13 protein-coding genes are annotated in these 12,701 nt (G+C 31.9%); 9 read left to right on the forward strand and 4 right to left on the reverse strand.

Annotated features, from left to right (window positions below):
- The first annotated feature begins 13 nt into the window (after nucleotides 1-13).
- Entirely contained in the window at nucleotides 14-436 is a 423-nt protein-coding gene (locus JFU18_RS24330; RefSeq protein WP_002088014.1) for a YfmQ family protein, read from the forward strand.
- Between the two features lie 27 nt (nucleotides 437-463).
- Here JFU18_RS24330 and JFU18_RS24335 read toward each other — a convergent pair whose 3' ends face one another.
- Both JFU18_RS24335 and JFU18_RS24340 read right to left on the reverse strand, forming a co-directional pair.
- Nucleotides 464-865 (reverse strand): CBO0543 family protein, encoded by a 402-nt coding sequence (locus JFU18_RS24335; RefSeq protein ID WP_201034616.1) that lies wholly within the window; start codon nucleotides 863-865, stop codon nucleotides 464-466.
- The gene (locus JFU18_RS24340; RefSeq protein ID WP_085312196.1) at nucleotides 840-2,018 is read right to left on the reverse strand and encodes a DUF2515 domain-containing protein; all 1,179 of its coding nucleotides are present in this window, start codon (nucleotides 2,016-2,018) and stop codon (nucleotides 840-842) included. Before JFU18_RS24340 ends, JFU18_RS24335 begins: the two co-directional genes overlap by 26 nt.
- Nucleotides 2,019-2,485: 467 nt before the next feature.
- On the opposite strand from JFU18_RS24340, the gene JFU18_RS24345 reads away from it, so the two are divergent.
- The 4 genes from JFU18_RS24345 to JFU18_RS24360 are packed head-to-tail and all read left to right on the forward strand — an operon-like array spanning nucleotide 2,486 to nucleotide 5,835.
- Nucleotides 2,486-3,472, forward strand: a complete 987-nt coding sequence (locus tag JFU18_RS24345; protein ID WP_201034241.1) for a UDP-N-acetylglucosamine 4,6-dehydratase family protein — start codon at nucleotides 2,486-2,488, stop codon at nucleotides 3,470-3,472.
- Nucleotides 3,469-4,377: an SDR family oxidoreductase gene (locus JFU18_RS24350; RefSeq protein WP_201034240.1), complete on the forward strand. Its 909-nt coding sequence runs from the start codon at nucleotides 3,469-3,471 to the stop codon at nucleotides 4,375-4,377. Before JFU18_RS24345 ends, JFU18_RS24350 begins: the two co-directional genes overlap by 4 nt.
- Nucleotides 4,377-4,721 carry a DUF6572 domain-containing protein gene (locus JFU18_RS24355; RefSeq protein ID WP_201031652.1) on the forward strand — a complete coding sequence of 115 codons (345 nt, stop codon included), beginning with the start codon at nucleotides 4,377-4,379 and terminating at the stop codon, nucleotides 4,719-4,721. Before JFU18_RS24350 ends, JFU18_RS24355 begins: the two co-directional genes overlap by 1 nt.
- A gap of 49 nt (nucleotides 4,722-4,770) precedes the next feature.
- Nucleotides 4,771-5,835, forward strand: a complete 1,065-nt coding sequence (locus JFU18_RS24360; RefSeq protein WP_201031651.1) for an undecaprenyldiphospho-muramoylpentapeptide beta-N-acetylglucosaminyltransferase — start codon at nucleotides 4,771-4,773, stop codon at nucleotides 5,833-5,835.
- Between the two features lie 107 nt (nucleotides 5,836-5,942).
- On the opposite strand, the gene JFU18_RS24365 is transcribed toward JFU18_RS24360, so the two are convergent.
- A complete protein-coding gene (locus JFU18_RS24365; protein ID WP_201050356.1) occupies nucleotides 5,943-8,663 on the reverse strand; it encodes a putative bifunctional diguanylate cyclase/phosphodiesterase in 2,721 nt (906 codons plus the stop codon).
- Nucleotides 8,664-9,089: 426 nt separating this feature from the next.
- Between JFU18_RS24365 and JFU18_RS24370 the strand changes: the two genes are divergently transcribed.
- From JFU18_RS24370 to JFU18_RS24385, 4 genes are all read left to right on the forward strand, one after another.
- Nucleotides 9,090-9,479 carry a VOC family protein gene (locus tag JFU18_RS24370; protein ID WP_137059614.1) on the forward strand — a complete coding sequence of 130 codons (390 nt, stop codon included), beginning with the start codon at nucleotides 9,090-9,092 and terminating at the stop codon, nucleotides 9,477-9,479.
- A gap of 213 nt (nucleotides 9,480-9,692) precedes the next feature.
- Entirely contained in the window at nucleotides 9,693-10,508 is an 816-nt protein-coding gene (locus JFU18_RS24375) for an alpha/beta fold hydrolase (protein WP_201034238.1), read from the forward strand.
- A gap of 95 nt (nucleotides 10,509-10,603) precedes the next feature.
- Nucleotides 10,604-11,179 (forward strand): histidine phosphatase family protein, encoded by a 576-nt coding sequence (locus tag JFU18_RS24380; RefSeq protein WP_201034237.1) that lies wholly within the window; start codon nucleotides 10,604-10,606, stop codon nucleotides 11,177-11,179.
- 324 nt (nucleotides 11,180-11,503) lie between these two features.
- On the forward strand, nucleotides 11,504-11,821 hold the full coding sequence (locus JFU18_RS24385; protein ID WP_201031647.1) for a hypothetical protein: 318 nt from the start codon (nucleotides 11,504-11,506) through the stop codon (nucleotides 11,819-11,821).
- Nucleotides 11,822-11,956: 135 nt separating this feature from the next.
- Here JFU18_RS24385 and JFU18_RS24390 read toward each other — a convergent pair whose 3' ends face one another.
- Entirely contained in the window at nucleotides 11,957-12,601 is a 645-nt protein-coding gene (locus JFU18_RS24390) for a YczE/YyaS/YitT family protein (RefSeq protein ID WP_002137875.1), read from the reverse strand.
- Between the last annotated feature and the right edge of the window lie 100 nt (nucleotides 12,602-12,701).

Consider the following 12,701-nt stretch of genomic DNA (forward strand, 5'->3'; position numbering starts at 1 on the left):
GGAGATGATTAAAATGACAACATGGTTTATAGTTACATTATTTATTTTTGGTGCTCTTAAAGTACTAGTTTCTAGTATGCCAACTTCTGTTGTAGAATCAATTATTAGTAGATTTGAGTTACACCAAAAACTTGATGAGGAAAATACTACTGTAACGGTAGATGGGGAAAGTATAGAAGGAGAAATGAAACTTCAAGTTATTCATGAATTTAACGAGGCTTTATTTTTAGATAAACATTATTTTCCGCCGCAAGGGAATGGTACACCGATAGTCATGGAGACGAAGAAAGGAAAAAGAGAGATTAGATTTTCTATATATAGCTACGAGGAACACGTTGATGTAGTAAAGCAATATAAGAAGAAAGTAGTTGCATATCGTTTGCGATCAAAAAGCCTTCAAAGTCGTTCAGTAGCAGTAACTGAAGATTATGCTTAAGGAGAGACCGTTATTATAACGGTCTCTTTATTTTTGCATCCAAGTATATAATTTCCAAATAAGAGAAAAGAAAATGATATATCCAAATAAAGAATAAGCATGATGCCAATTCACGTTATGTACAAATAAACCTAACCTCTCAGCAACTTGTTCAAAAATACTAGCACAAAGCCCTATTAAAATAATAAATAGAGTTCTAGAAACTGCAGATAATGTTTTTGAAATTTGTATGAAAATGATTGTTAAAATTGGTAGCACAAACAACGTAAAGCCTATGTTAACTGAAAATATAGATGAGAAAGGTCTAACTGGAAAGGAATATATTTGTGTATGCACAAAGAAAGCATCTAAGCAAGTTCCAATAATAGAAGAAAGTAAGACTGTAACTAATAATGCTAAAAAATCATTCTTCTTCTCGAAGGAGGACATTTTTCTTTGCGAGAATTGCGAGTTCAATTTTTTCGAGTGTTTTGCAGTAGTCTTCTGTAATTTGTCCATTTATATTTTCCTCCTTATCAACTAAATAATTTACAACTTGCCAATCGTTAAACCAATCTTCATTTTCAACTTCTTCATGTTTCATATCCCGCCATGCATAGATGAGTGCAGGGCTGTATATACGATACGCGTCACTACGTAACTGGCATTTCTTTATTCGGCGTTTATAAAACTCACGCGAAAAAGATTCATTTACACTAGAAAATAAATGAGGCCAGTAATCTTTTCTTGAGCCTGTATGTGGATGGTGATGGACCCAGTTTATTATTTGAGATAAAATATGTGTATCCCGAAATAACAATGAATACAACCGTTTTCCAAGTGAAATTCGTTCATGCAAAGAAGTGAAATGTTTCATTGTATCACCAAATAGTAATACTTTTTGCTTTTTATCATTTTCGTAAAATGGGAAAAGGATATGATTAAACTGAAAAAAATCAAAGAGTTTAAATCCAATACTATTTAATACAGTCTTTTTAAAGTGTGCATTTTGAATAACTCTTTTTTCTAAGTAGTTTTGTTCATTAATAATAGTTGCGATCGCTAATGTTTTTTTGTTACCTGTTTTCCAAAAATCGTTCCACATTGTTTCCATAAATGTAGAAACATTTAAATGAGTGAGAAGGTGAAATAGCTTTTTTGATTTTTTTACACTTTGCTCATATAGTAAAAATTGAGGATATACATCTTGGAAAATGAGCCAATTTCCTCTTTCTAAAAAAGAGAAAAATGTAATTTGATCTTTCTCGGATAAAAGCCTCGTATATAAATCTCCCTTTAAATCTGTCATATTCCAGCCACCGTTACGTGATACGATATGCCCAAGTAGTGCCCAATGTATTTCTGGATATTGAATGTAAAATTGGTAGTATGCACGTGTTCTTGTGACGTTATTTTTATTTAGTTCTTTTGTCTGAGCTTTAATTTTATCGATGATAAGTTGCTCTTCTTTCGTTAATTTATATATGGTAACAGAAGAGATGAGATCGTTTTTTTGTTGTAACTCGTTTTTTACGTCGAATAGGGAGAGAGGGAGTGCTTTTGAGAATTCTTTAGACGTATTGTTTGAATTGCTTTGGTACATTCCATTACCTCCCTTTTCTATGAGTTTAAATGTGGTATTGGTTATGAATCATTCCATTTATCCCGCTATTAACGAGCAGTAAGACTCCCATCTCAAAAGTCGGCTAAAGCAAAGAAGTTAGGTGAGGGTGGGGCTGCTCGTAAAAGCCCGATTGATTCAACTAATAGTCAGTGGGGGATGGACAAAATCCCCACTAATTAAAGTTTCACTTTATTTTATTACGAGCATAAGAAATAAATGAGCGGTGTTTTTTAAACCAGTAATATAGTTATCATTCAAACAGTATAAAGAAAATCTAATTGCTAAGAAGTGAAATGAAAAACAGAAACTATTAAAAAATAGTTTCTGTTTTTTTATTTTGTCAATTAAATGTAACAAACGACGATTATGATTTGAATCAATTGAAAATAATTCAATAACCTTAATAAATACAATTTGAATTGAAATGTATGGTAGGAGGAAAAGGAATGCTTAATAAAATAATTTTAATTACTGGTGGTACAGGTTCGTGGGGACATGAACTTATAAAACAACTATTAGAAAAATCAACGAAAGAAATTAGAGTTTTTTCAAGGAATGAAACGGTTCAGTTTGAAATGCAGCAACAGTTTATAAATGAAGAGAGATTGAAATTTATTATTGGAGATATTCGTGATAAAGAGCAGCTAGTATATGCTTGCCAAGGTGTACATTATGTATTTCATCTTGCAGCTTTAAAGCATGTTCCAGTATGTGAATATTATCCTTATGAAGCTATAAAAACAAATATACATGGTACGCAAAATGTAATTGAAGCATCTATCCAGAATCAAGTTGAGAAAGTTATATATGTTTCAACTGATAAAGCGGCCGATCCATCAAATACGTATGGGATGACAAAAGCAATTGGTGAAAAATTAATGGTTCATGCGAATGTGCAAACGAAGAAAACAAAATTCATTTGTGTTCGTGGCGGAAATGTTTTAGGAACGAGTGGAAGTGTGGTACCGCTTTTTAAAAAGCAAATTATGCAATCTTCAAAAGTAGGGATTACCGATGCAAATATGACTAGATTTTTCTTAACCATTGAAGATGCTGTTGGATTGTTATTTAAAGCAGCATCTGAAGGAAGAGGAGGAGAAATCTTTGTTATGAAAATGCCAGCATGTAAAATAACGGATTTAGCAAGAATATTAATTGAAGATTCAAAAAAAGAAAACGTGAAGATAAAAGAGGTAGGGATAAGACCTGGTGAAAAATTAAGTGAAATGCTTTTATCTGAGGTAGAGAGTAAAACAAGTATTAGTTTTGATCAAAATTATTTTGTGGTACTACCGACTATTCCTATAGAAGGACTTCAAGAATATTATGCTAGTTATCCGCTTGTGGATGTGAAGAGTTTTAGTTCTCGACAAGACTTACTTACAAAACATGAGGTGAAACAAATGTTAGAAAAAGGAGGGTTTTTACTATGAAAAGAAATGCGAGCCTTTTAATAACTGGTGCAAATGGATTCACAGGACGCCATGCTTGCCAATATTTTTTAGAACAAGGATTTCATGTGATTCCTATGTTTCAAAATCGATCACATAGAGAAAAAATCGAAAATGGTATTACTTGTAATTTAACAAATAAGAGTGAAGTAATGAAGGTAATTAAACAAATAAAACCAGACTATGTATTGCATTTAGCAGGAAGAAACTCAGTTAATGAGTCTTGGACAGCTTCTCTTGAATATATAGAGATTAACGTAATAGGGACTTTATATTTATTAGAAGCCATTAAGCAGGAAGCCTCGCATTGTAAAACATTAGTTATAGGATCTGCATTGCAAGCAGATAGTATGAAAAACATAAAAGTTTCAAATCCATATAGTTTAAGTAAAACTATGCAAGTCATTATTGCGGAGGCTTGGGGCGGATTAATGGATTCAAATATTATCATTGCAAAGCCCTCAAATTTAATTGGTCCAGGAGTATCGAATGGTGTTTGTTCAATTCTCGCAAAAAAAATGATAGATATAGAATCGGGTAGAAGTAAAGCGATTATTGAAGTAAACAGTTTGAAAGATAGTAGAGACTTTCTAGATGTACGTGATGCAGTTAAAGCGTATCATGTGTTATTACGTGATGGTATAAATGGAAAACAATATAATATTGGATCAGGGGTAAAACGCTCTTTATTAGATGTATTGGAACAATATAAAGGATTAATACAGTTGAATTTTACTATAAAAGAAACAGAGGATAGTGAGAGCGGCTCAAATGAAAGTTTAGTATTAGAGGATATAAAAAAGTTAGGTTGGGTTCCAGAAATCCCATTTCAGCAATCATTAAAAGATGTACTTGAGTATGCGAAGTGTAGTGACATCTGCATTTAATGAAAAATATAAAAGGATGTAAGAAATATATGAATTGTTATGAGACTATAAATAATCAAAATATGCTATCGCTTTCGATTGTTGATACGCTGGATTGGAAAGATGAAGAAGAACATGTTTTGCGCATCTATGAGGCGATAAATACATGTCGAGCATATGTGGAAAAGGTTAATCGAAACCCCAAAACAATATATACAGGAACTAGTCCTGTAATCCAAGTCTTTACTCAGTATGAATGTAGTGAGTATGGAAATGATTTTTATGAACTCATCAAAGATCTTTTGCAAGACATAGGTCTGGAGTTAAAGATTTATATAAATCATAGTAAGTTAATGTACATTTGAAAGATTACTATAAAGCTAGACTTTTAATGATAAAGGTGGGATATAAGCTATGAATAAAACGATTCTCTTTACTGGGGGCGGTACAGCCGGACACGTAATGATTAATATGGTATTGATTCCTAAATTTATAGAAAAAGGATGGGGAGTTGAGTATATTGGATCTCAAAATGGAATTGAAAAATTATTAGTTCAAAATGTTAAGTACAATAGTATTTCAACGGGGAAGCTCCGGAGATATTGGGATTGGGAGAACTTTAAAGATCCTTTTAAAATTATAAAAGGCAGCTTACAAAGTTATAAATTAATTAAGAAAATAAAGCCTGACGTTATCTTTTCTGCAGGAGGATTTGTTTCAGTTCCTGTAGTTGTAGGGGCATGGTTAAATAGTGTCCCTATCGTAATACGTGAACCAGATAGCACGTTAGGACTTGCAAATAAAATAGCATTACCTTTTGCTACAAAACTATGCACAACATTTCCTCATACAGGGGATAATGTAAGTAACGAGAAGAAGGTTTATGTAGGACCAATTGTAAGGGAAGAAATTGAGAGAGGTAACGTATTACGAGGAAGAAGGTATTGTGAATTTCAGCAAGATAAGCCAGTATTGTTAATAATGGGTGGGAGTCAAGGTGCTAAGTGGATAAATGATATGGTAAGGAAAAGTTTAGATACATTATTATTAAGTTTTAATATTGTTCATATGTGTGGTAAAGGGAAGATGGATCCTTCTATCGGAATGGAAGGTTATATGCAATTTGAATATATAGGAGAAGAGTTGCCACATATACTGAATATGGCAAGTGTTGTAGTTTCCAGGGCTGGTTCTACTGCTATTTCTGAATTGTTATTTTTGAAGAAACCGATGTTGCTTATTCCGTTAACTAATGGTTCCAGTAGAGGGGATCAAGTTTTAAATGCTGACTATTTTTCTAGGCAAGGGTATGCGGAAGTATTACTTCAAGATAGAATAAGCACCAGTACATTTACAGATGCGGTAAATAAGTTGTATGTAAATAAGGAGAGATATATTCAAAACATGAATGGATTTAAGAAAACAAATGAGGAGGGAATTCATCAATTAATAGATTTAATAAATGAAGTAGTTAAATAATAAAAAAAGGAAAGAAATTATTTTCTTTCCTTTTTACTATAGTTGTTCAAATTTATTATTACCTATAACGATTACAATCCGTATAGAGTTATAGGCATTTTGATTTACTATGGACGAATACCGTTTTCTAACAGCTTAGTAAATGCATTGGTATAAATAGGTTTACTGTAATAGTAACCTTGAATAAACTGACATTTATTTTTTTGAAGGAAATTTACGTGTTCTTTCGTTTCTACGCCTTCAGCAATGACAGACATTCCTAATGTATGTGCTAATGTGATGATCGTTTTAATGATTTCCATTCCATCTTCACACGTTTCAGACATTGTAAGAAATTCTCTCGGGATTTTTAACGTATCGATGGGATATAAAGGTAAGTAGGCTAGGGAAGAATAGCCTGTACCAAAGTCGTCGATTGAAATGTGAATCCCTAAACTTTTTAGTGTACGCAGTTTTATCAATGTTTCTCTCTCATCCATCATTGCAATTCGTTCTGTTAATTCTAGATCAAGGGAACTTGCTGGTAAGCCTGTAGTTGCTAAAGTAGAAGAAATAGATTTTACAAAGCCTTCTTGTTCAAATTCTTTAGCAGATAAATTTACCCCTATTTTTAAATGCGAATATCCGAGTGCGTGCCAACGTTTCATTTGCTCACAAGCCTGCTGTAATGTCCATTTTCCTATTGGAATAATTTGTAGTGTTTCTTCTGCAATCGGAATAAACTCGTATGGAGAAATAACACCTAATTCAGGATGATTCCACCTGATTAAAGCTTCTGCACCGATAATTTTATTAGATTCACTATCAACTTGAGGTTGATACAAAAGGAACAATTCTTCATTTTGTATTGCGTTTGGTAAATCTTTTTCTAATCGTAATCGTCTTTCGATTTTTTTAGCGATTACATCGTCATAAATAGAGACAGAGTTAAGCTCTTTTGCCTTTGCATCATACATTGCAACATTAGCGTTTTTTAAGAGTGTAGCGGTATCGATTCCACCAGATGGATATATAGCGATCCCGATACTAAGTGATAAAGTTAATTTATGCTCATGTATGACAAACGGCTTTTCCATGCTTTCAAATAATTGATTACATAACTCGAATAAGGAATCTTCGTCAGTATAGTTTTCGATTAAAATTGTAAACTCATCACCACCGATTCTTGACAGATGAGTATGTGATGGAAGACATGATTGGAATCGCTTTGCTACTTCTTCTAATATGTAATCACCTGACGAATGTCCAAGTGTATCGTTAATTACTTTAAAGCGATCTAAATCTAAATATAATAATGCAAACTCACTTTGTGTTGTTTGAGCATTTTTTATAAATTTTCTTAACTTCCTATGGAAAAAGGATCGGTTCCCAATTTTCGTTACAGTATCGTGGAATGCTAAATATTTTATTTCTTCTTGTTGTTTTTTTAGTGCGGTAATATCCTTTACCATAATATAGCTTCCTGAAATTTGTCCATCTATCATAATAGGAACGATGGTAACGTATAAAAAATAAGTAAAGCCATCTTTATATTGAGAACTAAGTTGTAAGGATGCGGATTCTTGTTGTTTAACTTTTTCTAATGCAGATATCAGTTTATGTTTATCTGCATCTAAAATAATAGAAAAACATGTCTCACCAAGTAACTCGTTCGTTGGTGCTCCAAGTAGTATGCTTCCTGCTTTATTTACATTTAAGAATATTCCATTTAAATCAATCGTAAAAATGGGATCAGGATGATATTCATATAATGATTTGAATTTTTGTTGTTTCTGAGATAGGGCCTCTGATTTATGGACTAAATCAGAAGTTCTTAAAGTAACTTTTTCTTCTAGTTGAGCATTAAATACTTGTAAACGTTTTGTTAGGGTGTCGTTTTGCATACGCACAATAGAATGGCGAATAAGTACGAAAACAAAAGCGATACAATTCCCTGTAATGAGAGTTGAAGATGATGTTTGTTCTTTTAATGTAAACCCGATTAGTATTGCAACAGCAAGATAGGGAAATACGACTAAAACTTTCTTTCCTAGTATAGGGTTTACAATGAAATAATTTTTATGGCTATTATCATCTTCTGAAATAGACCCAGCTATTGCGATAAGCAATAGAGGTATTCTATATAAAAGACGTAAAAATGTTATAGTGTCAGTTGATAAATGGGTATTTAAGTAAAAATAAATATAGTTAAAAGTTGCAGAACTAATTAATACAAAAATAAAGATATAAATTTTCCGCTTGGACTTAAAAATTGTTGGGCGGAAAAAGAGACTAACACCTAGTAGAAGAAATAATAGATCTGCAATTGGATATAGAAATGAAAGGAAAATATCTCCGAGTGAAAGTGAGAATATATTTAAATTTGGCTGATTAAATAAATACCATTCTAATGTGAATATGGAAGTAAGTACTATACATATATCACAAATAAAGAAAGCTTTTTCCCATTTATTGCATTCTTTTAAGATCTTATAGCAAAAAGCGATAAGGCAGAAGAATAGAAAAAACATGTAAAATACATCAGAAATAGTAAAATGGTGTATTGGAAGTTCGAAAAAGGTATCTTGATACGTATATACTACTTTTCCTAATAAAAAACTACCAATTGCAATTGTAATACATATCCAAAAAGGATTTGAACTAACTTTTTTAGAGTATATAGAGTAAATTAGCGATATAAATGTAATGACTTCAACGATGAGTGAAGCGAAGCGTACATTGAAATTTGAAAAATTAGTAGGGAACAGAAAGAAAAACATAAAATAGATTGAATAGCATATTAATGTTGTGATTAATATACATAGCTGTAAATTTTTATTTAATTTCAAAAAAATCACCTTCTTTAAGTATGTACTATATTCGTAATATCTATACATAATAATATTACTTAAGGATTGTATCAGATTTCCTTATAAAAAGCATGCTTATAAGGAAAAAAACAAGAGTGCAATAATTCTTGAAAATGAAAAAACACTGCATTTAATGATTTTTAGTATATCAAGATTTTAGATGGGAATTGTATATTTAGTCATCCAGTATATTTTAAAGGTTTTTTAGTGCTTTGCAAGTGGAGATGCAAATTTGCATATAAAATGATGGGGTTTTCTTTCTAGGTGAGTTTTTGATTGCTATAGGCTAGTAAGTAACACCTTTGTATGTATCTATTTTCATACTAATGAGGGATTTCAAAAATGTTTTAAGTATATACAATAAAATATAGTCATTCATTACGTTTTTAGTATGGGAGGAAAAGCATGAAAAATTGGGTGAAGTTTCGAATAGCACGTCCAACAGATAAGTTTGAAGAGGTTATAGCATTCTATGAAAAAGGATTAGGTTTAAAGCGTATAGGTGAATTTTACGGTCATGAAGGTTACGATGGCGTCATGTTTGGACTACCAGATGAAGAATATCATTTAGAATTTACAAGATATATAGATGGGAGCCCATGTCCAGCTCCAACAAAAGATAATTTACTTGTATTTTATATTAAAGAATGTAATGAAATAGAAAAAGTGAGTAAAAGGCTGCACGCAATGGGATACGATGAAGTAGATCCAGAAAATCCATATTGGAAAGAAAAGGGGATTACTATAGAGGACCCAGATGGTTGGAGAATTGTATTGATGCAAATAGAAGAATGAGGCTAGAGAAGTTTCGAATTTTGATAGAGTAAAAGAAAATATAAAAAAGTTTCCTTGGAGGAGATACACTCATAGGGAAGCTTTTTTATATTTGTAATCTGAAAATTAAGATTTGAAATTAACTTCTGAAAAGATATAAAATGAGAACGTGTATTCTTTTGAGTTTGAGAGGGTTGTTTTTAAAGGTGAATATAAAAATAGGGAGTTTTTTTTATGATATGCAGGATTAGGGATGCAGAAGTATACTATGAAATCATTGGAGAAGGAAAGCCAGTACTTATCATACATGGGTGTTCTCCTGACCATAGATTAATGAAGAAATGTATGGAAACAGTGTTTCAGAAGTATAAAGGATATCAACGAATTTATATTGATTTACCTGGAATGGGAAAATCGAATGCCCCAGATTGGATAAATAGTTCAGATTGTATATTAGAACTGTTAACTGCATTTATTGAGAAAATCATCCCAACTAAAGATTTTTTACTAGTAGGAGAGTCTTACGGGGGATATTTAGCTAGCGGGATACTTTCAAAGATGTTTGATAGAGTTAATGGATTATTGTTAGTATGTCCTGTTGTTGTAGCGCAACGAGAAAAAAGGCTTCTTCCAGATAAACAGGTAATTGTAAGAGATGAAGAATTTTTAAACGCGCTTACTTCAACCGAAAGGGAAGAATTTTGTGAATTAGCAGTGGTTGCGAATGAGTATACATATAAGCGTTTCAAAGAAGAAATTAAGCCTGGGCTAGATATTGCTAATGATGGGTTTATTGAAAGATTACAAAATAATTACTCTCTTACTTTGGACTTCCAGCATAAAAAATATGAGAAACCCGTTCTTTTTTTAGCTGGAAGACAAGATATATCGGTAGGTTATCAAGATATTGTAGGAATCATTGAAGATTATCCAAGAGCAACATTAGCGGTATTAGATATGGCGGGACATAATTTGCAAATTGAACAACCTGAATTATTTGAGAGTTTAGTTTCGGAGTGGGTTAGACGAACTGCTCAGCAAAGTTCATAAAAGAAGAATAAATTAATATTTTGATTGTGTTCAAGTTTTGATACGGAAAAGATTAAAGTAAGTAATTAACTTATAAATATTTTCAAGGAGGAATTATGAATACATATATCTATATGGTTAGGCATGGTGAATCGCCAAAATTAGAAGGAAATGAAAGAACACGTGGATTAACTGAGAAGGGAATTTTAGATGCTCAAAGAATAACTGAGATATTAGAAACAGAGGGAATTGATACTTTCATTTCAAGTCCGTATAAGAGGGCTATGTTAACGATAGAAGAGTCAGCTAATTACCATGAAAAAGAAATAGTAGTATATGAAAATCTCAAAGAGTGTAGGTTTTTAAGTGAGGATAAGATTATATCAGATAAGGAATTGTATCCACTCGTAAAGAAGATGTTCTCTAATCCAGATTTCACACTAACTGGAGGAGAATCGTATGTGGATTGTCAGAGAAGAGTAGTGAAAATATTAAAAGAAATATTAATGGATTTTCAAGGACATAAAATTGTAGTTGGTACACATGGGCTTGTAATGACATTGATGATGAACTATTTTGATAACCAATATGGGCTTGAATTTTTAATGAATACATCAAAACCAGACGTATATAAGCTAGAATTTAAAGACGAGCAATTAATAAATGTAGAGAGATTATGGAGAGAAGCATGAAATGGAGTATATGGAGTGTGTTTTAAAAGTTACTTTTGAAACACACTCTTTTTTTGAAGAGAAAGCATCTTTATCAACTATTTTTAGAATGTTAAATCAATAAGTAATTATTCAGTTTTTGAATAGTTTATTGAGAAATTGGTTTAGGGAAACAACTTTAAATGTGACAAAACTCCAAACGCTCGGATTTATATTCAATAGGAGAAAAAGATGTAGAATTTTGTCTTGTTGTACGTGTTTACTTTTCATTTCGTTACATATAGGCTTTGTGGTGTAAGGGGGGGGAAATCGCCTTTACACTAAATTTATAAGGGGGTCATTGTGATGAAAAAAATGAAAAAATTTGCAGGAGTAGCTCTAGCGGGTTCAATTGGATTAAGTGGACTACTATTTTTAGAACCAAGTGTAAGTACTGCAGAAACACCACAAGCGAAAGAGGAGAAGTTCAATGCTATTAATATAGCGATGAATCAAAGTGAATCTTATTTATTGAGTGGTAGAAGTATTGATATTCTTTCAGGAGATAAAGAAGCGGTACAATTAAGTAATTATACAGTTCAGTTCAATAAACCAGGTAAGTATGTTATTAGAGTAAATGGTTGTATTTATAATGATGTATATACTTTTATTGTGAATGAGTAGTATATGCTTTTGATGTTTAATTAAATATATATTATTGGATGAAAAAGAAACACCCTATTTGCGGTGGGAATCGTAAATAGGGTGAATTATTTGTAAGAAAGTTAATGAAAAGAGTAATTGGTATTAAGTTATGTTTTATATATTTTCATTAATTTGCTCTTTGTTTTTGTTATGTAAAATATGTAAGAGTGCTTGAAATACCTTAAATGAATGCTGGAATATTGGACTTTGAATAAAAGTGTATAGAAAAGTTACGATAAAAACAGGACCTCCTAGCATGTATCCAATGACTAGTACAAAGCATTCTACAATGATTCGAGCACGGCTAATAGATAACCCAGTTTTGTCAGAAATGGTAAGCATGAATCCATCGCGGGGTCCAGCACCAATGCCAGCCGCAACGTACATGCCGCCCCCAATTCCTGTAATTGCAATACCAGAAAATAAAATGAGTAAGTTTATCCATAAATAATCACTAGCGTTTGGAAGGATTTTTGATTGTAAGAAAAAGTCCATAATAGGACCGATAAGTAGTGCATTTAAAAATGTGCCCACGTTTATATATTTTCGATCTACTAGTAAAGAGATAAGAACGAGACATAATCCACATATGACACTCCAAGTACCAATTGTCCATCCAAATCGTTGGTAGAGAGCCATATTTAAAACTTCCCAAGGGTGTAAACCGAGGAATTTAACTTTGACTGCGAGAGCATTTCCAAGTCCAAAAAAAATTAATCCTAGGAAAAAAAGAAAATAGCGAAAGAGAGTTAGCCTCATCTTTAAACCTCCCAATATATAATGATGTATATTACATGTTTGAATTTCAATGTACAAATATTATGTCTTTTTATGATTTATTAAAAATGTAAATGGATAT

Source organism: Bacillus sp. TH22 (genome assembly GCF_016651015.1).
Taxonomy (GTDB): Bacteria; Bacillota; Bacilli; order Bacillales; family Bacillaceae_G; genus Bacillus_A; species Bacillus_A mycoides.

Coding starts and splice junctions, on each gene's coding strand:
- JFU18_RS24390 (WP_002137875.1), bottom strand. CDS start 12,601: ATGAGGCTAACTCTCTTTCGCTATTTTCTTTTTTTCCTAGGATTAATT.
- JFU18_RS24375 (WP_201034238.1), top strand. CDS start 9,693: ATGATATGCAGGATTAGGGATGCAGAAGTATACTATGAAATCATTGGA.
- JFU18_RS24385 (WP_201031647.1), top strand. CDS start 11,504: ATGAAAAAAATGAAAAAATTTGCAGGAGTAGCTCTAGCGGGTTCAATT.
- JFU18_RS24380 (WP_201034237.1), top strand. CDS start 10,604: ATGAATACATATATCTATATGGTTAGGCATGGTGAATCGCCAAAATTA.
- JFU18_RS24330 (WP_002088014.1), top strand. CDS start 14: ATGACAACATGGTTTATAGTTACATTATTTATTTTTGGTGCTCTTAAA.
- JFU18_RS24370 (WP_137059614.1), top strand. CDS start 9,090: ATGAAAAATTGGGTGAAGTTTCGAATAGCACGTCCAACAGATAAGTTT.
- JFU18_RS24340 (WP_085312196.1), bottom strand. CDS start 2,018: ATGTACCAAAGCAATTCAAACAATACGTCTAAAGAATTCTCAAAAGCA.
- JFU18_RS24345 (WP_201034241.1), top strand. CDS start 2,486: ATGCTTAATAAAATAATTTTAATTACTGGTGGTACAGGTTCGTGGGGA.
- JFU18_RS24350 (WP_201034240.1), top strand. CDS start 3,469: ATGAAAAGAAATGCGAGCCTTTTAATAACTGGTGCAAATGGATTCACA.
- JFU18_RS24335 (WP_201034616.1), bottom strand. CDS start 865: ATGTCCTCCTTCGAGAAGAAGAATGATTTTTTAGCATTATTAGTTACA.
- JFU18_RS24360 (WP_201031651.1), top strand. CDS start 4,771: ATGAATAAAACGATTCTCTTTACTGGGGGCGGTACAGCCGGACACGTA.
- JFU18_RS24355 (WP_201031652.1), top strand. CDS start 4,377: ATGAAAAATATAAAAGGATGTAAGAAATATATGAATTGTTATGAGACT.